This is a genomic window from Priestia megaterium NBRC 15308 = ATCC 14581, assembly GCF_000832985.1.
Classification (GTDB): domain Bacteria; phylum Bacillota; class Bacilli; order Bacillales; family Bacillaceae_H; genus Priestia; species Priestia megaterium.
Genome location: NZ_CP009921.1, coordinates 242,499 through 262,617 on the forward strand (window position 1 = coordinate 242,499; position 20,119 = coordinate 262,617).

Sequence of the window (20,119 nt, forward strand, 5' to 3'; positions counted from 1 at the left end):
ATACCTCCTTATAACTCCGTTTACTTAGGCGTTATTACTAAAAAGAAGCTTTATATCTTGTTCTTCTTCACCATTGATAGTCAAATGTTCGATAGCTTCAATGTCTATGAACCTTTTCCCATCAACAAAACCAAATGAGTCCACTTCAGATATAACTACAGTTTCATTCTCAATAATTTCTTTTACAAATCCAGTAGTTGAGTACTCTTCACTATCTAATAGCATAAGTGAGACAATATAATTCTGTGCTTTAGCAAATTCTAAGCCGCCTCTAATTAGGTCCTCAGTGTTTCCTGTATATGTTGGATGAACTTGTTTCTTAAGGTCGTAGAGATTTTTGATTTTTTTCAGGTATTCAGTTTCAGTAGCTACTGAAACAACGCTTTCTGTAGAAATAACGTAGTGTCCGTCATATAAACCAGAAGTCCCAACTGTTGCTAACAGTGTATACTCTTCATTGGTTTGAAGAATATATGCTACTAAGCATTTGTTGACGTCACCTTCGTATGTATAAATCTCCAGTAAATCTGTGTTCTTAAACCTATCTAATAAGTGTTTCATATAATTTCCCCTTAACTGAATATGTTTTTTCTATTTTTTGGATACCGAAAATTATATCATATTGTTATTCATTTGATTTGTCCATTTTTCTGTATCCGTCCGTTCATTCAAGCAGAAAGTTTAAATGAAGAATTCTAAGCTGGGTCTCTGCACTCATACACTTCATGAGGTTTCAAATTTCTTACTTTAAATGACTTCATCTCCCAACCGTTAGTGTGATAATCTTTTCTAATCGTCACTTTGAAAATATGAGAAGGTGAATTATGAGGGCCAAAGTATGACACCCCTTCAAGTATTGCTTCAAACATCATGGAACCTGGATGGTCCAATTTTTTAATGGATAATACCTGCTGACAATCAAACCGTACTCCCTTACTATTTTTTGCACCGTAGTATTTTTCTGCTGCTTGTGTCATTTGACTATCTAATAAATCAATCACGGCATCTTCCAAAATGTTTTCGCGAGTTGCTTTTGTCTTAGTGGGTAAGTCCCTCGTTGCATAAGCTGATGAAGCGTTTGATACTAGCAACAGAGTAAAAATAGCTACGATGATTTTTCTCATGTTCACATTTACCTCTTAAATTCTTTTAATTTGAAATCATAGAATTTGCAATTTGGAGCAAATTACTCACCGCAACATTTTTCTTTGTAGATTGACTAATTCCAATGGTGTATCGTATTTTCCCTCGTTGAAACAGTAGTTGTTTTGCTGGAATATAGTTTGGCTGATACAAAGCTTTCGTACCATCCCTTAGCGTATACGATACAACATTATTGCTTGCATATTCCTCTAAGGAATGACTCGTCTTTGTTACCTTTAACTGAAACAGGCCGTGTAAGTTATCATTTCGGTAACGAATAATTAACGCATCCTTATCCTGATGTGTGTCAACATGTGTGACTTCAAAAGGAAAAATTGTGGGTTTCAGTATATCAACATGATGTCTTTTCTCGTATTTTTCAATGGTTTTGATTTCATTCATAAAAGGGTTAGATCCATTGTATACTTCGTTTATGTTTGTAATTTGAGTTTTAGTAAATGAGACTTTCCAAATGAATGCGATTCTCTCATTTGCTACTTTTTTATCGTTAAAATATCCAATAAGGATTAGTTCATTTTCTTTGGATGAAGGCAACCCTTGTATGGTAAGTAAAGGTGTATCTTCACGTATTTCTGGAATATCTACGTTTGGAGCTACGTATTTTTCTGCTTGTTCACTTCCCATTCTCGTCAAAGAATGAACGAAGTTGTACAAAGCAGGTCTAGTATCCGAATAGGCCGAAGCCATTGGAGTTTCTGAAAATAGGAAACCAATAGCAAGAATTAAGCATATAAACTGTTTCATTTTTTGTACATTCCTTTTTTAAAATTTACACCTGCGTTGTTTTTTAGGTTCGTAAAAGAGTCACTTACATAGAGCCATTCTTGCTTGCAGTATAGGAGGACCAAGCTTTTCTGTTTTTGAATTCGAAAGACGAATCTGTATTTTCACATTTTTCATATCTACTGTAATTAAATCGAAACGTCCCGCCCATGTAGGACTTTCATCTTCAGGCGTGGGATACATACGGAACCTCCAACTTACTTCATTAGGTACAGAAGCAACCCCTTCATATCCATCATAGCGTCCGTATGAAGAAGGTTTAGGAAGGTGAACGCCTAAAATACTAATGTTTGTTCGAGGAAAACTAGGTGGATTCAATTGTACTTTGTATATTAAGGCTGTGTCTTTTGCGTTTTTTAAATGTTTATCTATAGGTTCTAATATCAAACTACAAGGCATTTTACTGGCATTAGCTTGATATGGATAAACAAGTACTATAAACGACAAGACTATAACTAAGGTAAGTTTTTTCATGTTATTCCCTCACATTTCTTAGTTACTATCCCCTATTGAATACATTATTATTATGATGGAATCAAAGCAGCATTTACTTCAGGAAACCTGAAGAATAGTCACAACCTAACTGGGCAAAAATACAACAAAATATGAATATAGGGTGAGATATATGAATAAAAGGGCAGCTCTTTTACTGCTGATAATTGGTATCTTCGCTTATGGAATAAATTACGGAACTGCATTTGCCAATTCAATAGAAGAAAGAAATCGACCTGAGAAAGCTTGTAGCGAGGAATTTGAAAAGTATCGTAAAAAACTTGATGATAGGGTGCTAAAAGATATTGTTAAAAGTTATAGCTTAGATTTATCTGGGTTTCAGGAATTCACAAACAGAGAATTAGATTTAAAAGTAGGAGATAGCATGAATGACCACTCTGATCAGATCTCATTGCAACACTTGTTTGTCGGAGGTAGCATTGGATCAATGAGATTGTTTTTGGAGAATAGCTTAGAAGGAACAAGAGGATATTTCCTTTATAAGAGAGTTGACGGAAATAACGTATTGAAAGTATTAAATAAAATGGGGAACATTTGGGTTGTTATGACAGTCGATGAAAAAAAAGCAGATAAGCTTGAGCAAAAGCCTTTTAATTGGGACAAATGTGCTGATTAAGTAGACCAAAGAAGCAAGCATTCTGTGCTCGCTTCTTTTAACTTTCACCAAAATTCATTGCGAAAAATAGCATACCTAACATAATAAGTAGTGGGATTACGACAAAAGAGGTCAAACTAAAGTATTTCATTAGACCTCTTTCATGTTTTCCAAAAGCTATTACTCCACATGTAAAGCCGGCAAGATAAACAACGACTCCCATATAAAGAATATTTAAGCTATATATTGACGTGAAATATTGTCCCACTCCAATAACAATTCCAAGCAACGATAACCACAAAGAGTATTGACTAAAACGTTTCTTCAATTTGATCCTCCAAGAACTAAATATATGGTTAATTATACTATTTATCTATCTGTTAGTTAATATAAAACCACCTATGTAAAAAAATGGGCTTTCAGGATAGTATATCTGTTATGATAAAACAATATAGTTTTAAATCTTTTGTAAGGGATGAAGTCTGTGAAGGATTTTTTATCTAGCTTTCTACTTATAACAAGTTGGCTTATATTTGCTATAAGTGCCTATTTGTTCGTTATTGTTTTAATCGCACCGTCTTATGTATTTATTCCTTTTTGTAAGGTAGCAGGTGCTGGATTAGTTTGTTTTTATTTATCAAAAAAGCTCAATAAAAAAACGAAAGTTAATTAGCTTTAATCTTTATATACTATACATCCGTAGAATAGACCAGAAGGGTGTGTAAAGCCAGTGACATTTAAAGAGCTTTTACCATATCATGCGTTGACAGTTATTAGCTCTAGCATCTCTTATTCCATATTTCTTATTATCATTGAGCCTAGTTATAGAGCTGTCATTGCATTTTTTATGATCTTACTTATTACAATCATTCCTTATTCTGTTGCAGCCGTACCACTGCAGATATTTCTAAATAAATGGCCTAAGAAGTTCAATGTTTTCTACTTATTTACCTACTGTGTCGTAGCAATCCTATTCCTTTATATCTCTTATAAGCTTCAAGGAAATTGGTCTGATCCAATATGGAATTATCGTAAAATGTTTATATTTGCAGTAGGTGCAGCCATCATATACTGGTTTTGGGATTCCGTTATCATGAACAAGAAGGAATATCCCTATTATTAAAATTCAAACCTAAAGTAACTAATTTACATAAAAGAGCCAGCTGTTGTGAGCAGACAGCTGGCTCTTTAATTAAGTTTTTTGCTTGTTAAGAATCCTATTTATAAGTAGCAGGACATGATAAAAGATATTTGATGCAAAAATACCTAAGGCAAAAAAATAAAATAATAATCGGTAATCTAACTTGATTCCTGTGAACAGAAAGTAAAATGCTAACGCAGGAATCACCCCTACTAACGAGTACATTGCTAGTTTAGAAACGTACACTTTTGTTGTCTGCATTTTATTTGCCATCATATCGATTAGATAAGAGAAAATAATTCCAACAACTATATAAACGGGAAAAGTATAAATGAATGTAAACACAAATGTATCTGTAAAACCAAAGTAATAAATATTAGGTTCTTGCTCACTTTTAGGTGTTAAGTTAATTATCCCGTAGGCAGTACTGAGAAAAATAGTAGATAAAAAGGCCGCAACAACTAATTTTATAAAATCTCTCAAAATAGCTCTCCTTTGATTTTATATTCATTTCAACTTTTTTTACCCACCTGTTCTTTTTGTTTGCTCTTCCATAAGTCAAAAATTAACATAGACCCTCCAAGTAACATAAATAAAATACTCAACACATAGGGAAACCATCCTATAATTTCATCCAGTACCACTATTAGCTTACCAGGTGGGTCACTCCACTCTCCTAGATGTGGGATATATAAGGCGATAGCTAAATGCATAAGACCAAACAATATAATTCCTGAAATAAATAAAACTGTACCAAATAACTGTAAACTCTTTTTCATATAATCTCCCTAAAAACTATCTTCTTTATATAACTGATTATCATCCACATGTTAACTTAAATTGAATCATGTTATCTTCGACTACCCTCTTCGGTAAGTCCATATTTCTAAAAAGGATTATATGATCGCTCTAATGGAAATGTTTCCTTGTGACTTCCTTTAGAATCATTCCATTCTATTTGAACTATATAAGTCTCATTTTTTTGTGGACGGTCACCTAAAGACATAAAATCAAAGGATTTTTGAGAAATTGTATCCTTATCAGGAGAATAGTTCACTTTTTGACCATTCTCTATAATAATAAACTTATGTAATGTAACATTACCTTCAGATGAGTGCTTTAGGGTTCCTTCCCAATATGTATCATAACGTGTGTATTCAGCTTTCCATACTTTACTTGGTGATTGACCAGTAAGATGTGGTTGACTACTAAAAAAATAGTAAAGATACATTCCAGCAAAGATAATTAAAACACTGGTAAAACCCCAACGGTATAGGTGTAATTTGCGTATCAAGTAGGCCATAGATACAATCTTCCTTTAACTAATAGATTTTACTGTAAAGAGATAGCAATATTATTAAAACTTGATCTTATACAAGAAGTGTTCCACGAATAATAATATAGCACTATAAAAAAAGAAAATATATGAAAATTAATAAATATATATGAACGTTTGAGTTTGTTTTAATTAAATGAATTCAGTTAATTAACATGCTATAAATTAGATTTGATTTAATAATTTGGATACAAAAAACTTAACAGAATTAAAGCAATAACAGTGAAAGCAGCATTGGGAAATACGTGAGTCAAGGTTGCATGAGAATGTATAACGCAGATGTTGAAACGCCTTTTGACGAAAATCAAATGGTACACATTCTAACTACAAAAAGAGCCTTTCACAAGCACTGAGAAGGCTCCTTTTATTTATACCTATATCTGTATGCTTACTGACGATGGATATCGTCTTTTTCTACTTAAACTAACTTGAATTTAGAAATTAGATATACCTTTATATAAGAACTTAGAAGTTTTGAAAATAGAGTTAATATTTATTTAATAATTATATAGCAAATCCCTTCTTATCCGATTATAGTTAATTAGCAGTGATTTTTATCTTAGATATTTACTACTATGTTACAACGGACGAAAGAAGGGATTTAGTTTGGAACGGGTTTATATGAAAAAGAGAAGTAAAAGGTTGATGGCTATATTTGTAGTTGCATTTGTAGCTTTTATTCTTTTTCCAACGAGATTTGCAAGCGCAGAATCTGTTATTACTTTAGCACCTAACGAAACAATAGAAATTTTAGGAGATGGAATTATTACGGTTAGTGATGTACATGACTTTGTACGTTATAAGGGTAATACGGCAGAAGAATATTATGCTAGCTATTATGCAACAAGACATAAGGTTATGGACAACGATGAACGAATGGTTATTCAAAACACAAGTGGGGTAGCTGAAACGGTAAGTATTTACTCTCAACCCTATAAAAAAGTCGATCATCCTGCATTGAAGAAAGCAAGTATGAAAACGGGGGAAAGTTTAGAGTATACTGGCGGTTCAGATTTTGCAATACCCGATAGCTATGAAAGTGCTTATTATCGAAAAGATGGAACAGCTTATGCTTATAATCCGTCTCAATATCACAACCATGTTTCAACATTTGAGTCTGCTGAAATTAGTAGAGCTGTTTTTACAATGAAAGATGATCAGGTAATATATGGACCTTACGATACATTCAAAATGCCAAAGAGAAGTGAAACACCGGCGATTAAAAGGGTGAATATGAAAAAAGGCGACAGTTGGGAATATAGAGGAGATTCAGATTTTACGATACCAGGTCATTATGAAAGTGCTTATTATAAAGAAGATGGAACAGCCTATGCGTATTATGACTCCAGTTTTAGTGATCGTTTCACCAAGTTTTTACCTGGGTTTTCAGATGAAGTAAAACGGGCTGTCCTTACTATGTCAGAAGACCAAGTAATATATGGGGCGTATGATACATTTAAAGTTCCTAAAGTAAGTACATATCCAGCTTTAAAGAAGGTAAGTGTTAAAAAAGGCGATAATTGGGAGTATAAGGGAGGTTCAGAGTTTACAATACCAAGTCATTATGAAAGTGTATACTACAAGGAAGATGGAACGGCTTTATCTTATAATGACTCAGATTATAGCCATCGAATTAATAACCTTTCAGATGCTGGAGCAAAACGAGCAGTTTTTACAATGGTGGAGGATCAAGACGTATATGGTCCCTATGAAACATTTAAAGTTCCTGAACAAAGTAAATCTCCAGCTTTAAAAGAAATGAACCTTAAAAAAGGGCAAACTATAGAATTTAAGGGAGATACAGATTTTACAGTTCCATACGAGTTTCAAAAGGCATCTTATAAATCCGATGGAACAGCTAATTTCTATACAGAAGGGGGTTACAGTGAGCGCTTTAATAAATTTTCTTCAAATGAAGTAAAACGAACGGTTATTACAGTCAAGAGGGACCAAACCATATACGGTCCTTACGAAACATTTAACATTCCGGAAATAGTTGAAACACCAGCTCTTAAAGAAATTGCCGTAAAAAAAGGTGAGAATCTAGAGTACAATACTAATTCAGATTTTATTATTCCTGAAGGGTTTACTATTGCCACCTATAAAGAAGATGGATTGGCTGATTTTTATAGTAATTGGAATTATGGAGAAGAAGTCATAAAACTTCCTTCTAAGGAGGCTAAGAGGGCCGTTATTACTATGCTTTCTGATCAAGTTATATACGGACCTTACGATGCTTTTGAAGAACCTAAGCGTGTACAGGATCCAGCTATTGCAACGATTGTAATGGAACCTGGAGATTTTTTATACTTTGAAGATCCAAAATCTGCGTTTACTGTTCCCAATCAGCACGAATATACATGGTATTCTTCAAATGGTAATGAAGAAAAAGGTATAAGTAATTCACAAGCAAACTACGTTGTGGATGGTGGTAAAAAGCTCTCCATAAAAAATACTACTGCCGAGAGACAGGAAATATACGGACCATATGAATTGCTTCATGTAGCGTTACTAAATGTGAACGGAATTACTGACGAGGATACCGTTATCACTGGAACTACAGTAAATGGTGCAAGTATATCTATAAAAGTTGGGACAAATGTTATTGCAAAAGGTACTGCTGGAAGTGATGGGAATTTTAAAATTAATATACCTAAACAAAAAGCTAACACTATTCTAACAACAGAAGTAAAACCTTCAAATGGGAATAATAGTTTATCTAAACAAATAACTGTTAAGTTAACACCAAAAGTACCTAATCAACCAAAGGTAAATGAAGTAAGCGATAATAGCACAGTGATAAGTGGAACCGCAGAACAAAATACAGTAATCGACGTTAAAACAAGCACCTCAAAAATCGCCAGTGGAAAAACAGATGAAAAAGGAATTTTTAATGTATCAGTTCCAAAGCAAAAAGCCGGAACGCAATTATTGATAACAGCTAAGAATAGCGTAGGGGAAAGTCCAATAGCAACTACAGTTGTCAAGGATAAAACGGCACCTACCCCACCAAAGGTAAATGCAATAACAGATCAAGATACAATTCTCACAGGGACGGCTGAGGCTGGGGCTACTGTGTCGGCAAATGTAGGGACAAAAGGAATTGGAAGTTCAGTTGCAGATAAAACTGGGAAATTTTCTATAGAGATCTCCAAGCAGAAAGCAGCTACGAAAATAGGTGTGACCGCAAAAGATGCAGCAGGTAACAGTAGTGAGGCAGTGTATACAACAGTTACAGTAAAGCCTAAAACACCAATTGCACCAAAAGTAAATGCTGTTGCGGATAATAGTACAGTAGTAACTGGTACAGCTGAAGTAAACACTTTTGTATATATTAAAGTCGGTACAACAATTATAGGTAACGGAAAAACAGACGTAAAAGGAAAGTTTTCTGTAGCTATTCCGAAGCAAAAAGCCGGAACAAAAATATTAGTAACAGTTAAAAATACAGGAGGGTATAGTCCATATACAACAGTAGTCGTACTAGATAAGACTCCTCCAAACCTTCCAAAAGTAAACGATATTACGGATCAGCAGACAGTAGTAACGGGAACAGCTGAACTCAATAGTACCGTTTTTATAAAAGCCGGAACAAAAGTATTAGCAAGTGGAAAAGTAGATAAAAATGGAAAGTTTAGTATTAAAATAATAAAACAAAAAGCCGGAACAAAAGTATTAATAACAGCAAAAGACGTAGCAGGCAACGAAGGTACAGCAACTGTTAAGACTGTTCAAGATAAAACAGCGCCTACTCCACCGAATGTAAACAAAATAACGAGTCAAACAACAATAGTAACCGGTACAACCGAAGTAAGTGCAAAGATAACAATAAAGGTTGGAAAAACTATTATTGGAAACGGAGTAGCAGACAAAACAGGAAAATTCAAAATTACTATTCCTAAGCAAAAGACAGGAATAAAACTTTCTATTACAGCAAAAGATGTAGCTAATAATGAAAGTCTAGTAAGAAGCATAACAGTAGTTAAATAACGTGCCAGAAATAAGCCAAGACATGTAGTAGTACTGTCTTGGCTTTAAATTAAAAGAGGTCACAGAATTGCTCTCTGTGACCTCTTTTATTTACGCTTTTTGTTTACGTTGTTTGACAAAATGAATATTCCAGTAAATTAAAATGGCAATAACGATATACTGTGCAATAGGAGAAATGACTAAAGCTTTAGAGATAGGGAACTCATACACAATGACAACTTTCACCAACGCTTCTATCATCAGTCCGATACCCCAAACAGCTGCCATTATTCGTATAAAGTGACGAAATGATCCCTCTTCTTCCCATCGTTTTGTAATCACGGATTTATCTGCTGTAAACCTCATTGCAAAGTAATAGATTAGTGGCTTCGGTGTCAATATAGAAAGTAAGAAGACAAGTCCCATTATACCTGTAACGTACGATTCCCTTAACAGAATAAAACGTTCATCTCCTCCAATCCATGCGGCCACTATGCTAAGAACAATTCCTAAAAAAATAAAAGAAGAGAACGTATCCAACTTTTTATCCTTTATGAGATGATAAAATGTATCTACTAATGGAACACATGCTGCCAAAGATAATGCAATAATACTTGTTATATGCGTTTTTAAAATGGTATAGATTAAATATGGTAAAACAATATTGATGATAACACTTACAATTATCCCCACTTTGCTTGTTTTCATTCTCTACACCCTCCTTTCATTCTTTCTACATGATGGTTTATTGAACCTTACACAACTTTCGCAAGAGGAACATGTAAAAATATATTCGACACGGTGGAAGAAATTAACCTCTTTATTAAATGTATATATACTTCAAAATTTAAAAATTCATTATTATGTATTAACTGATATCTATTCATCTATTTATATCCCCCTCCCATTTGTTTGGTGGGGATATTCAAGGAGTTATATAAAGTCTGTAAGGACAATTGATTATTACTGTTTTTATCAGATTAATAGATAAAGTATTTTACCTATAAATACATTATCTATTACTTATCTTGTAGAAAAACCCACAATTTGTCGTCATGTAGAGTAAATAATATAACTTAACTTTTTATAAGTTAGTTATACCATTTACATATATGCTATAAAAACTTTCAATCTGTAACTTTATATAAATATGATATACCAATTTATCAATAGGTGAATAGAAGATAGATTGGTATATAACAAGAAGGAAAGGTCCATATTTGTCGTCAGGTAGAGTAAATAGTAAAACTAAAATTTTTATAAGTTAATTTATTCATTTACTCCTAGTTATAAAATAAGTTTATATTTTATTTTTAATAGAGATTATATTATTTAAGATATATGAATGTTAAATGATTTTTAATTTTCTATTTGGTTATTATAAATAAAACAATTTCTTAAAAGGTAAGTAGAAGATAGATTGATATATTAACAGCAGTAAAATTGACTATTTTTCGCAACTTCGATTGAAGTTAAAACTAATCAATTTAACAAGATGCTTTATTATTTACTTAACGTAATGTAAGTTAACAGCATAAATAAAAAAGCACTAGTTCAAGACTAGTGCCTTTCTATTTATTTTAATTATAAATTAGTTCATTTTTCTTTGATGACTTTACTAAGCAATCGGTGTACCATTTTTAACAAACTCACTAGGCCTTAATAGGACTACATCGCCCTCTTCTGGAACTCCACCTATGACTAGTACCTCGGATTTAAAACCTGCAATACGCATAGGAGGAAAATTCACCACGGCAACTACTTGAGATCCAATCAGTTGTTCTGGTTTATAGCGTTTTGTAATCTGAGCTGAAGAACATTTTACTCCAAGCTCCCCAAAGTCTATCTCTAATTTTATTGCAGGCTTCCTTGCTTCTGGAAATGGTTCGGCTTTTACCACAGTACCAATACGAATATCTAATTTGAAAAAATCATCGATTGTTGCCATCATTATCACCTACACTTTTATTATTTGGAGATACATTGTATAAACCTTTAATTTATCCCTTTGACCTTATTGATTCTAACATCAGGAAAATAGGTATTTTTGTCCTGTCTTAAGAATATATTGTCCAACTATAAGATGTAAGAAAGTTAAACATACTTAACATAAAACATGTTCCAGGAACCCATATAAATTACTTAAACATATTCTAGTCGTAAACCTACCCCAACTTCTTCTATATCAGCAACTCGAGAGAGGGCTATCTTAGAATATAAATCCGTACAATGAGAAGCGTGTAGCTTATTAGGATCAAGTTCTTCTATATACTTTACGGTATTCTCTAGTTGAAAGTCTGATGGATTCAATAAATGAAATCCCCCTATAATATCTACTATTCTTTCTTCACTACATACCTCTTTTGCATACTCAATAATGTTACATATCCCCGAATGGGCACAACCTACCATAATAACTAACCCTTCCGATGATTTATAAACTAATGCAGTATCATCAAAAATAAAATCGTCAAATTCTTCTTTTTCAGTGTTAACTTTTCCAATAGATTCTTTGCCCTCAAAATTAAACTTTCTTTTAATTTCACCCAAAAACACTAATTTATCAGTCAGCCAAAATGGTTGCTTAGATAAGTTAATAGGGAAATGTTTGCTCAATTTATTGTAAGATAAGACACTCCCTATCTCGCTTACTGAATCAAGTAATTTGCTTTCAAAAACTAACGGATGACCAATGATTGTAGGGGTATGATGAGTTAAAGCCTCACTTTTGGCTTCCATATGCAGGCTAATTAAATGTGTAAGCCCCCAAGTATGATCCACATGTCCATGTGATAAGGCTACCCAATCTAAGTTCCTTAAATCAATTCTCATCTTCTCTGCATTTCTTATAAAAGCATCGGAATAGCCAGTATCAAATAAAATTCGTTTATCGTCTTCCTCAATAAAGAATGAAAGTGCTGGCTCTCCTAAGAAATAGCGATCAATCAACGTATTATTATCTACAAGTACTGATAATTTCATATAAATATCCACCTTTTCTTGATTTCCATATATTATAACTAAATTAAGGGAATTATTGTTAACCAACAAAAGGGAATCTGTATTTTATTTGCATAACATATACCTATTTAGTTACCATAATGAATTTTCTAGGTACCAATAACGTACTAGCCAGTTCAAACATAACCATTAAAACAAAGGGCTGATGACCACTTATTCTGGCTTTCTCCATTAGATTTGCATGTCTTTTTTCAGTTTATTTAAATCTTTTTTTGTTTTCTTGACTAATTTTTTGAATTTTTCATTACTCTACCTCTTGTTTTTCTCAAGAAAACAACAGTTAAAAGTAGAAGTGGGATGATTACTTGGAAAGGAAGATGAAGAATAAATGGTACTATTGTCTGCCCTTCATAGAATTGTTCTTGATAATTGCTCGCGATTGTCATGGATAAAAATAGAATAACTAATCCCAATGGATAAGTCATTCGGGAAGGGGATTGGATTTTAAACAAGCTCGTCATTCCAATTACAACAGCATAAAAAAACACGTTTATCTTAACAAAGCTAGTAATAATCAAAGCAAACATAAAGAAAACATAAAGACGTTCGAGAAAGTCAGCTACCTGAATGCTTTGTACGATACTGAGAAGGGGAAACTGTGAACGTTCAGTAAGACTAACGCCAAGTACACTAATATTAATGAGCATGATAATAGTGTAGCCATACTTTGCTTCTGCTTTCACGTACCACGACCTGTAATTATAACTGTAATCTTACTGTTTATATGTACAATCATCAAAATCGTACATAAAACGTTAGATAAAAAAATAGAATTACGCTTAAAACGCGTTAAACAGGAGCAAAGAAAGAGTATTTTTAAGGTAAATAAACCTTAAAATCCTTTCTATAGGTTTCCAATAATTAACATTAACTTATCTCGAAGGCTATCTATTCTGTTATAGCTGGACTTAAGGTGATCTAAATAGTGTTCTTACTATTGTACTTTAGTATCAGGATAAAGAAATTTGGTCTATACTAAGAGATGACGTTGTTTTCCGACATGAACTCGTCACCTCTTTAAGAGCATCTATTTTTATAATAGCTGTTTAGAAATATCAACGTAGCAAAAGGCACTTGCATATAGCAAGTGCCTTTTATAATGTAAGTAACATGCTAAAACGATAATTAACTTAAATTTGGCGTTTTTTTATCAGTTATATAACTTTGTCTAAAAAGATATTTACGTGTTTTTTAGCTATTTTTTTCTATAGAAGTATTAAAAAGCTTTTAGCTTTTAATTTTTCATCATTATTAATAGTAAAGGACGAGAGGTATCTGATGGCCACTTTATTATGCCGTAAAGCGAGAAATAGAAAGAACCCATACAGCCATGGTATACTAATAACAAACATGGAGATGATGGAGGATATTATGACGAAACGATTAGATTTACGTGTCGACTTTGCGTTTAAATCGTTATTTGGCACACATGGAAATGAATCCATTTTAGCTGCTTTTTTAAATGCGGCGCTTCGTTTTCCAGATGAGAAAAAAATTCAGACGGTTCAGTTATTAGATCCTCATTTTAATAAAGAAAACCAAGAAGATAAACGCTCGATTTTAGATGTACACGCGCAGTTAGAGGATGGAAGTCGTGTCAACATTGAAATTCAGCTTAATAATAAACATGACATGGAAAAACGAACGCTCTATTACTGGTCTAAGATGTATAGTAGCCAAATGAAAGAAGGCATGGACTATGGAGAGCTCTGTAAAACGATTACTATCAACATTGTTAACTTCCGTTATTTATCGCATATCACTAATTATCATTCTACCTTTCAGTTATACGAGCGAGAACAGAAAGTACTCTTAACCGATATGCTCGAAATCCATTTCATGGAGCTACCTAAGTTATTGATTAAGTGGCGTAACAGAGAGGTAGATCCACGTGAAGATCAACTTGTGCGATGGTTATTATTACTTGAAGCATCAGAAGATGAAGAAATCACTCAGGTATTGGAGGAGATTGCGATGCAAGAAGATCAGGTATTGAAAAAGGCAATGGATGAATGGGAACGTGTCAGTCAAGATCCCGAAGTATTACTAGCATATGAAGCTCGAAAAAAAGCATTGTTAGATGAAAAATCAGCTTTAAAAAGAGCTGAAAACCTTGGGAAAATAGAAGGAGAGAAAATTGGAGTAGAAAAAACCATTAAAACTATGGCTCTAGGTATGATTCATAAAGGAATAGACAATGAAACGATAAGCGACCTTACAGGCTTGTCACAAGAGGAAATCAATAATCTTCGACGTCAGTGAAATTAATAATAAAAAGATTACCTATTCAATAATAAGGTAATCTTTTTATTATTCCTGATTTCAAAAATTTAGTTACTATCATTGAGTTTTCGTTTCTGGTACAAAACTATTTGATGGAGATGTATAGAACCTATAATACAGAAATAAAATTTCGTTCTTGAGAAACGAAATTTAAACTGGATAATAGATAATCATACTTAATCGAGTTAATGTTTTTCCTCGATTATAATAAGAGTGAGGCCTATCAGCTCTAAAGCTAATAGCATTCCCTCTCTTTATTATATATTCATTGCTATTTATACTTATAGTGAGCTCTCCTTCAAAGACAGTTATGAACTCTTCCGTTCCTTCTCTATGCAAATTAGCCTCTACAGATCCTCCTTCTTCTATCTCTATAGAATAAACTTCAAATCGTCTATCGTCCTCAAAAGGAAAATAAGGATAAACCCGATATTTTCCATTGTCTTCAGATAATATTTGAATTTCATCTTTTGAAATGACTTTTGTATCTGGCTGCGGATCATTTATTAATGAAGTAAAGGAAATTTTTAACCCATTGGCTATTTTCCAAATGGTTGTAATTGTAGGGCTTGATTCTCCTCTTTCAATTTGTCCTATCATAGTCTTACTTACCCCAGTTAATTCTGAGACTCTTTCGAGACTTAATTTCTTACTTTCTCTAAATCCCTTCAAATTTTTAGCGATAATAAGATTTATTTCCTTCATAATTACACCCCTATAACTATGTACAATATAACGACCTTATTGTAAAATAAAAAGCACGACGTTATATTGTCCTTTTTGAACATTATAATATACATATTAAAGGAGGTTCAAATATGCCAGTATTATCATTCTTGCTATATGTCTTTGTAACCAGTTTCACCCCTGGTCCTAATAATATTATGGCCATGTTATTCGCTAACAAATATGGCTTGAAAAAGACATTAAAGTTTTGTGTAGGAGTAGGTGCAGGTTTCCTTATAGTCATGTTGTTGTGTAGCTATCTTAATCTTTTACTCAAAAATTTTATCCCAAAAATTGAATTTTTTATGACTATTCTAGGTGCAGGTTATATGATATACCTAGCCATAAAAATTATTCGTAGTAGAGGTGATAATGAAAATAACAATGAAGACCGGAATAACAGTTTTTTTATGGGGATGCTTTTACAATTTATAAATCCAAAAGGCATTTTATATGGTATAACTGCCATAGCAACCTTCATCCTTCCATATCACAATTCAAACTTTAGCTTACTAATGTATTCGCTATTTCTAGCTCTTATTGGCTTTATGAGTACATTCTGTTGGAGCTTATTTGGTTCATTTTTTCAAAAATTCCTCTCAAAGTATAGAAATCAATTTAATATAGTTATGGCTTTATTGTTAATGTATAGTGCAGTCTCAATTCTTATAAAATAAGTTTCTAATTTATATTAAAAATAAAGTTTAAGCATGGAAGAATTTTAACGTTGTAAATATCCATTTTGTTAAAGAGTCATACTCGCGTTATACAAAATAATAATGTCCTATCGGTCGTTATAACGTATATTTTGCACTCTATTATAGTAAAAGAGAAGGAGTTTTCCTTTTCTTTTTTTATTCACTCTTATTTTCACTCTTTTTAAAACTTAAAACATCTGATTAACCAGAATCCTCTTGCTCCTTTTTACATTTTTCTTTAGTCGTTGGGACATCTCGCTATTTCTTTCCTACTTCATGAAAAAGATAAGCCAATAGGCCAACCTCCAGCATATAAAAAAGAGTACATACTCTATAATCATCTACTCATCACCTACTATGAGATTATTTAGTCTTACTTTGTGATTTTATGTAAGTTTAAAGGAAGTTTTGTAGAAAGTATTTCATTAATTAAAAAAGGATACCATAATATACCTAATGTTAGTTTTTATAGAGAATTATTACAGTGGATAATGAATACAGTCTTTTGTATTTTAGAATCAGATCACTGGAGAAAAGAATGTAAGAGTTTTGAAAAGGAACTGCTTAAAAGTGGAATTCATGAGGATATTTTTTATTATGAATTGATGCGATAAACGTTGACTCTAAAGTAAATAGATAGGACATATACACACATGACTAATCGAATTTACTTATTTACTACATTAGTTTTACTTGGTTTTCATTTTCTTGTAACTGACGAGTTTTATAATGAATTAGATAGTTCGACAATCATACAAAAGGCTATTCTAAAATTAGGCGGTGAAGTAATGAGTAAACAAATCTGCTCCGATATACAACGTAAAAAAAACTTAATTATAGACTCTTTAATTCATTTAGGAATCTATAAAAAAGGCAACAAACAGCTTTATGAATTAACCTTACATGAGTTGGAAACAGAGTATCAAATAGTTAATCCGGCAATCCAAGATCTATCTTTTTAGATTTTTGCTAATTGAAACTCACTTGTTAAAAGGAGGGTTAATCTATGTTTTTAAAAAAACTCATCAAAAATGGTTTAGTTACGGTTCATTATTATGAAAATGAGTCACTACAAACGTGTAAAGGTCGTGTTTATAATCTTAATCTCCATGAACAGACACTGTCTTTAAGAGATGAAAAACAAAATATTTTTTTAATTCGCTTATCTGGTGTTGAAGATATTTATTGATTTCTTTTGTTTGATTTTAGTTTAGTAAAGAGTTTTCTCTATTTTTTAAGGTCACTTTGTACATGTAAAAGGTTACTAGCTAGGAAACCGTAAAGATAAAGAAATGAAATAAAAAAGGAAGAGGAATGATGGAGGAAAACAAATAAATATGGTCTGATTTTATTCAGAAGGACCGATTTGAACTGCATTCGTACCTTACTTATTTAATCAATGTCATGATGATAGTCCAAGGCAGTTAGAAGATGAAAATACAGAAGAATAAATCTATTGATAAAGCAAACTGAAAGGATAAAAAATGAATATGAAAATAATGTAGGCGACCTCACGATTCTAATCCAAATGAATAGGTCGTCTATTGCTGTTATAAACCTTTTTTAATATATAGTAGATACATCAATTATATTTATGATCTTATACAAGTAACCTTATGTAGAATTCATTTTTTACCCGTATAAAGCTTAGAAGGGACGAGAGCTTGTGAATACAACTGTTAACGAGTTGTATGATTTTGGAATAGTTTTAAGAGGAAAGCTATTAAATAGTAATCTTTATGCTTATTATTTAATTGATGCAATGAGAAGAGAAAATCATTTTGATTTTTTATATTATTTTTTGACAGCAACTGTAGATAGTCAAACACCTATACCTGAACGTGTCTCCAATGTTTTTTTAGAAATCCTTAGCGATAAAGAAAAATTGAGTGACCTTACTCCATTTGTCATGGGTCTGGTTGAAAAATAAATAGAAATAAAGATATATATGCGTTTCCTCAGATATCTAAATCCCTTTATTAAATGCAGTCAATGTTTTTGGGTATTAGTATTGGCTTTGGTACGGAATAAGTCAGCTTGTTAATTAAATATTATTTTTGCGCGGCATGGATTATATATTTTTGTTTATAGTTTAATAAAATACCCAAATCATATGAATTAAAACTCCAACTAAAATTCCTTTCAAGCTACCTGCAATAGTTGTGATGCGAACTGGAAATAAAGAGGTTGTACAATATAACTATATAAATGAACAAACTAAAGGAGGCTACCTATCTTGAAAGCAACAAGCATTAAATTTTATGAATTCGGAGAACCTCAACAAGTTCTAAAAATAGAAAATAAACAAGTGAAAGATCCTGGAGTTGGTGAAGTGCTAGTACGAATGAAGACTCGACCAATCAATCCATCTGATTTAATTCCTATTAAAGGGGCCTATTCAAATCGAATTTCTTTGCCTGCCATTCCAGGATATGAAGGAGTTGGTATCGTAGAAGAGGTAGGTCCATCTGTTTCTAAATGGTTTCTTGGCAAACGTGTATTACCATTACGAGGTGAAGGTACATGGCAGGAGTTTGTAAAAACGTCAGCTGAACTAGCGATTATAGTTCCAGATTATCTAGAAGATTACATAGCAGCACAGCTTTATATCAATCCTATTACAGCATGGGTGATTTGTACGGAAATATTAGCGTTAAAACCAGGAGATAACCTAATAGTAAATGCCTGCGGTTCTTCTATTGGTCGTATCTTTGCTCAATTATCCCGTATTTTAGGGTTTCGTTTGATTGCAGTAACACGGAATAATATCTACACAGAGGAATTAACTCAACTTGGCGCTTCATATGTAATTAATACAGAGATGACTCCACTCTACGATACGGTTATGGAATTGACGAATGGTCGTGGAGCTAAAGCAGCAATTGACTCTATTGGTGGATCAGCTGGTACAAACTTATCCTACTGTGTCAGTCTAAATGGAGTATTTTTGACTATAGGTCTTTTATCAGGAATACCTGTCAATTGGACAGAAATTATGAATAACAATAAAATAAATACAAATATATTTCATTTACGTCATTGGAATCAAAAAGTCTCTACACGAAAATGGCACGAAACATTTTATCAGCTTATACAATTTGTTCATGAGAAACAGTTAATATTAACAAAACCTCAAGTTCAATACCATCTTTCAGATGTAAAAAAAGCTCTTACTACTAAAATTAAGGGCAAAATACTTTTAACTAGTTAAAAGTCAGGAATATTCTTTATAAAATATAAACTAATAACATGAAGGTAGTCCCTTTAAACAGCTAAAGAATGTTTATATCTTTGACTGTTCAGTAGGTTTTTTATTTATTTTTTGAATGGACAGGCAAAGGCAATTCGGTTTTCAACTTTAGAAGCAATTTGCAAAGCCTTAGAATGCCAACCCGGTGATACTTTAGAATGCTGGAGTGATAAAGGTAAATAGCAACTTATTTCCCATCATAAAAGAGCTCTCTAATCTTCATATATTAGAGAGCTCTTTTTATATTTAAATTCTTAGTATAAATTGATGTGAATCTTCACATTCTATAAATGTTTAATTAAATTAGAAAAGGAGATCATGAATATGGCAAACAATCAAAAGAATAATCGTACAAATAATTTAGTGGTCCCTAGTTTCGCACAAGCAGTTAATCAAATGAAACAAGAAATTGCACAAGAATTTGGAGTACAGCTGGGACCTGATACAACGGCTCGTGCTAATGGCTCCGTTGGTGGAGAAATTACAAAACGTCTTGTAGCATTAGCTGAACAACAACTTGGTGGACACAAGAAATAGTACTAATAAGGTAAATAAATCATAAAAAAGAGGAAGAGAGTTCTCTTCCTCTTTTTTATAGCGTTATCATTAACATTCCCTGTAATAAGCATATTAAATAATG

General features: G+C 32.5%; 22 protein-coding genes and 2 pseudogenes. 11 read left to right on the forward strand and 13 right to left on the reverse strand.

Annotated elements, in window-relative coordinates:
• Positions 1-24: 24 nt before the first annotated feature.
• The 4 genes from BG04_RS28705 to BG04_RS28720 form a co-directional block, all read right to left on the reverse strand.
• Positions 25-561: a hypothetical protein gene (locus BG04_RS28705; protein WP_034655674.1), complete on the reverse strand. Its 537-nt coding sequence runs from the start codon at positions 559-561 to the stop codon at positions 25-27.
• 134 nt (positions 562-695) lie between these two features.
• A complete protein-coding gene (locus tag BG04_RS28710; protein ID WP_034655676.1) occupies positions 696-1,124 on the reverse strand; it encodes a DUF3888 domain-containing protein in 429 nt (142 codons plus the stop codon).
• Positions 1,125-1,149: 25 nt separating this feature from the next.
• Complete coding sequence (locus BG04_RS28715) at positions 1,150-1,908, reverse strand: hypothetical protein (protein ID WP_034655678.1); 759 nt, start codon at positions 1,906-1,908, stop codon at positions 1,150-1,152.
• Positions 1,909-1,968: 60 nt separating this feature from the next.
• Positions 1,969-2,421: a YoqH family protein gene (locus tag BG04_RS28720; protein WP_034655680.1), complete on the reverse strand. Its 453-nt coding sequence runs from the start codon at positions 2,419-2,421 to the stop codon at positions 1,969-1,971.
• Between the two features lie 151 nt (positions 2,422-2,572).
• Between BG04_RS28720 and BG04_RS28725 the strand changes: the two genes are divergently transcribed.
• The gene (locus BG04_RS28725; protein WP_034655683.1) at positions 2,573-3,076 is read left to right on the forward strand and encodes a hypothetical protein; all 504 of its coding nucleotides are present in this window, start codon (positions 2,573-2,575) and stop codon (positions 3,074-3,076) included.
• Positions 3,077-3,113: 37 nt separating this feature from the next.
• On the opposite strand, the gene BG04_RS28730 is transcribed toward BG04_RS28725, so the two are convergent.
• Positions 3,114-3,383, reverse strand: coding sequence for a hypothetical protein (locus BG04_RS28730; RefSeq protein ID WP_034655686.1), 270 nt, complete (start codon positions 3,381-3,383; stop codon positions 3,114-3,116).
• Positions 3,384-3,785: 402 nt separating this feature from the next.
• Between BG04_RS28730 and BG04_RS28735 the strand changes: the two genes are divergently transcribed.
• On the forward strand, positions 3,786-4,178 hold the full coding sequence (locus BG04_RS28735) for a UPF0715 family protein (RefSeq protein WP_080743140.1): 393 nt from the start codon (positions 3,786-3,788) through the stop codon (positions 4,176-4,178).
• Between the two features lie 69 nt (positions 4,179-4,247).
• Here BG04_RS28735 and BG04_RS28740 read toward each other — a convergent pair whose 3' ends face one another.
• The 3 genes from BG04_RS28740 to BG04_RS28750 form a co-directional block, all read right to left on the reverse strand.
• Entirely contained in the window at positions 4,248-4,679 is a 432-nt protein-coding gene (locus tag BG04_RS28740) for a hypothetical protein (RefSeq protein ID WP_034655688.1), read from the reverse strand.
• A 29-nt stretch (positions 4,680-4,708) separates the two neighbouring features.
• Positions 4,709-4,975 carry a hypothetical protein gene (locus tag BG04_RS28745; RefSeq protein ID WP_034655689.1) on the reverse strand — a complete coding sequence of 89 codons (267 nt, stop codon included), beginning with the start codon at positions 4,973-4,975 and terminating at the stop codon, positions 4,709-4,711.
• Between the two features lie 107 nt (positions 4,976-5,082).
• The gene (locus BG04_RS28750) at positions 5,083-5,499 is read right to left on the reverse strand and encodes a hypothetical protein (protein ID WP_034655691.1); all 417 of its coding nucleotides are present in this window, start codon (positions 5,497-5,499) and stop codon (positions 5,083-5,085) included.
• 678 nt (positions 5,500-6,177) lie between these two features.
• Here BG04_RS28750 and BG04_RS29195 point away from each other — a divergent pair.
• Positions 6,178-9,522, forward strand: coding sequence for an Ig-like domain-containing protein (locus BG04_RS29195; RefSeq protein WP_051975661.1), 3,345 nt, complete (start codon positions 6,178-6,180; stop codon positions 9,520-9,522).
• Positions 9,523-9,612: 90 nt separating this feature from the next.
• Here the strand turns inward: BG04_RS29195 and BG04_RS28760 are convergent, their stop codons facing one another.
• From BG04_RS28760 to BG04_RS28775, 4 genes and pseudogenes are all read right to left on the reverse strand, one after another.
• Positions 9,613-10,209: a VC0807 family protein gene (locus BG04_RS28760; RefSeq protein WP_034655693.1), complete on the reverse strand. Its 597-nt coding sequence runs from the start codon at positions 10,207-10,209 to the stop codon at positions 9,613-9,615.
• Positions 10,210-11,119: 910 nt separating this feature from the next.
• Complete coding sequence (csaA, locus tag BG04_RS28765; RefSeq protein ID WP_034655695.1) at positions 11,120-11,449, reverse strand: chaperone CsaA; 330 nt, start codon at positions 11,447-11,449, stop codon at positions 11,120-11,122.
• A 194-nt stretch (positions 11,450-11,643) separates the two neighbouring features.
• Positions 11,644-12,483: an MBL fold metallo-hydrolase gene (locus BG04_RS28770; RefSeq protein WP_034655697.1), complete on the reverse strand. Its 840-nt coding sequence runs from the start codon at positions 12,481-12,483 to the stop codon at positions 11,644-11,646.
• Between the two features lie 263 nt (positions 12,484-12,746).
• Positions 12,747-13,175, reverse strand: a pseudogene (locus BG04_RS28775) (GerAB/ArcD/ProY family transporter); the annotation flags it as partial.
• A 718-nt stretch (positions 13,176-13,893) separates the two neighbouring features.
• Here BG04_RS28775 and BG04_RS28780 point away from each other — a divergent pair.
• Positions 13,894-14,784, forward strand: a complete 891-nt coding sequence (locus tag BG04_RS28780) for an Rpn family recombination-promoting nuclease/putative transposase (RefSeq protein ID WP_080743202.1) — start codon at positions 13,894-13,896, stop codon at positions 14,782-14,784.
• 171 nt (positions 14,785-14,955) lie between these two features.
• Here the strand turns inward: BG04_RS28780 and BG04_RS28785 are convergent, their stop codons facing one another.
• A complete protein-coding gene (locus BG04_RS28785) occupies positions 14,956-15,510 on the reverse strand; it encodes a helix-turn-helix domain-containing protein (protein WP_034655699.1) in 555 nt (184 codons plus the stop codon).
• Positions 15,511-15,623: 113 nt separating this feature from the next.
• On the opposite strand from BG04_RS28785, the gene BG04_RS28790 reads away from it, so the two are divergent.
• From BG04_RS28790 to BG04_RS28815, 7 genes and pseudogenes are all read left to right on the forward strand, one after another.
• A complete protein-coding gene (locus tag BG04_RS28790; RefSeq protein WP_034655701.1) occupies positions 15,624-16,208 on the forward strand; it encodes a LysE family transporter in 585 nt (194 codons plus the stop codon).
• An 809-nt stretch (positions 16,209-17,017) separates the two neighbouring features.
• Positions 17,018-17,191, forward strand: a complete 174-nt coding sequence (locus tag BG04_RS30160) for a Fur-regulated basic protein FbpA (protein ID WP_080743204.1) — start codon at positions 17,018-17,020, stop codon at positions 17,189-17,191.
• Between the two features lie 44 nt (positions 17,192-17,235).
• Positions 17,236-17,418: a YolD-like family protein gene (locus BG04_RS28800; RefSeq protein WP_034655704.1), complete on the forward strand. Its 183-nt coding sequence runs from the start codon at positions 17,236-17,238 to the stop codon at positions 17,416-17,418.
• Between the two features lie 477 nt (positions 17,419-17,895).
• Complete coding sequence (locus BG04_RS28805) at positions 17,896-18,159, forward strand: hypothetical protein (RefSeq protein WP_034655705.1); 264 nt, start codon at positions 17,896-17,898, stop codon at positions 18,157-18,159.
• A gap of 306 nt (positions 18,160-18,465) precedes the next feature.
• The gene (locus tag BG04_RS28810) at positions 18,466-19,440 is read left to right on the forward strand and encodes a zinc-dependent alcohol dehydrogenase family protein (RefSeq protein ID WP_034655707.1); all 975 of its coding nucleotides are present in this window, start codon (positions 18,466-18,468) and stop codon (positions 19,438-19,440) included.
• Positions 19,441-19,554: 114 nt separating this feature from the next.
• A pseudogene (locus BG04_RS30165) lies at positions 19,555-19,662 on the forward strand (helix-turn-helix domain-containing protein); the annotation flags it as partial.
• Between the two features lie 141 nt (positions 19,663-19,803).
• On the forward strand, positions 19,804-20,016 hold the full coding sequence (locus BG04_RS28815; RefSeq protein WP_016766009.1) for an alpha/beta-type small acid-soluble spore protein: 213 nt from the start codon (positions 19,804-19,806) through the stop codon (positions 20,014-20,016).
• Positions 20,017-20,119: the final 103 nt, after the last annotated feature.

Bases quoted from the DNA above. Each gene is read 5' to 3' on its own strand.
- BG04_RS28800 (WP_034655704.1), top strand. From the start codon at position 17,236: ATGTTTTTAAAAAAACTCATCAAAAATGGTTTAGTTACGGTTCATTAT.
- BG04_RS28715 (WP_034655678.1), bottom strand. From the start codon at position 1,908: ATGAAACAGTTTATATGCTTAATTCTTGCTATTGGTTTCCTATTTTCA.
- BG04_RS28760 (WP_034655693.1), bottom strand. From the start codon at position 10,209: ATGAAAACAAGCAAAGTGGGGATAATTGTAAGTGTTATCATCAATATT.
- BG04_RS28720 (WP_034655680.1), bottom strand. From the start codon at position 2,421: ATGAAAAAACTTACCTTAGTTATAGTCTTGTCGTTTATAGTACTTGTT.
- BG04_RS28710 (WP_034655676.1), bottom strand. From the start codon at position 1,124: ATGAGAAAAATCATCGTAGCTATTTTTACTCTGTTGCTAGTATCAAAC.
- BG04_RS28785 (WP_034655699.1), bottom strand. From the start codon at position 15,510: ATGAAGGAAATAAATCTTATTATCGCTAAAAATTTGAAGGGATTTAGA.
- BG04_RS28770 (WP_034655697.1), bottom strand. From the start codon at position 12,483: ATGAAATTATCAGTACTTGTAGATAATAATACGTTGATTGATCGCTAT.
- csaA (WP_034655695.1), bottom strand. From the start codon at position 11,449: ATGGCAACAATCGATGATTTTTTCAAATTAGATATTCGTATTGGTACT.
- BG04_RS28745 (WP_034655689.1), bottom strand. From the start codon at position 4,975: ATGAAAAAGAGTTTACAGTTATTTGGTACAGTTTTATTTATTTCAGGA.
- BG04_RS28725 (WP_034655683.1), top strand. From the start codon at position 2,573: ATGAATAAAAGGGCAGCTCTTTTACTGCTGATAATTGGTATCTTCGCT.
- BG04_RS30160 (WP_080743204.1), top strand. From the start codon at position 17,018: ATGAGTAAACAAATCTGCTCCGATATACAACGTAAAAAAAACTTAATT.
- BG04_RS28780 (WP_080743202.1), top strand. From the start codon at position 13,894: ATGACGAAACGATTAGATTTACGTGTCGACTTTGCGTTTAAATCGTTA.
- BG04_RS28750 (WP_034655691.1), bottom strand. From the start codon at position 5,499: ATGGCCTACTTGATACGCAAATTACACCTATACCGTTGGGGTTTTACC.
- BG04_RS28705 (WP_034655674.1), bottom strand. From the start codon at position 561: ATGAAACACTTATTAGATAGGTTTAAGAACACAGATTTACTGGAGATT.
- BG04_RS28790 (WP_034655701.1), top strand. From the start codon at position 15,624: ATGCCAGTATTATCATTCTTGCTATATGTCTTTGTAACCAGTTTCACC.
- BG04_RS28815 (WP_016766009.1), top strand. From the start codon at position 19,804: ATGGCAAACAATCAAAAGAATAATCGTACAAATAATTTAGTGGTCCCT.
- BG04_RS29195 (WP_051975661.1), top strand. From the start codon at position 6,178: ATGGCTATATTTGTAGTTGCATTTGTAGCTTTTATTCTTTTTCCAACG.